Source organism: Vibrio sinensis, from assembly GCF_003605645.1.
In the GTDB taxonomy this organism is placed as follows: domain Bacteria; phylum Pseudomonadota; class Gammaproteobacteria; order Enterobacterales; family Vibrionaceae; genus Vibrio; species Vibrio sinensis.
Window position 1 is genome coordinate 1 of the sequence record NZ_QVMU01000210.1, and the last position, 359, is coordinate 359.

The following is a 359-nucleotide window of genomic DNA, read 5'->3' on the forward strand; positions in this document are numbered from 1 at the left end:
CCGGGGGCAGGCACACCGCGCCGGGCTGTGGCTGATTAAAACAGAACTGCTGGAAACGCAGACCGTGGATTTCAGCGTCGGCGCAGAAGGGCTTCGCCATGTACCGGGCGATGTTATTGAAATCTGCGATGATGACTATGCCGGTATCAGCACCGGTGGTCGTGTGCTGGCGGTGAACAGCCAGACCCGGACGCTGACGCTCGACCGTGAAATCACGCTGCCATCCTCCGGTACCGCGCTGATAAGCCTGGTTGACGGAAGTGGCAATCCGGTCAGCGTGGAGGTTCAGTCCGTCACCGACGGCGTGAAGGTAAAAGTGAGCCGTGTTCCTGACGGTGTTGCTGAATACAGCGTATGGG

1 protein-coding gene is annotated in these 359 nt (G+C 59.6%); it reads left to right on the forward strand.

From position 1 onward, the window contains the following. The coding region (locus DZ860_RS24240) for a phage tail protein (RefSeq protein ID WP_243641915.1) at positions 1-359 on the forward strand (359 nt) is incomplete at both ends.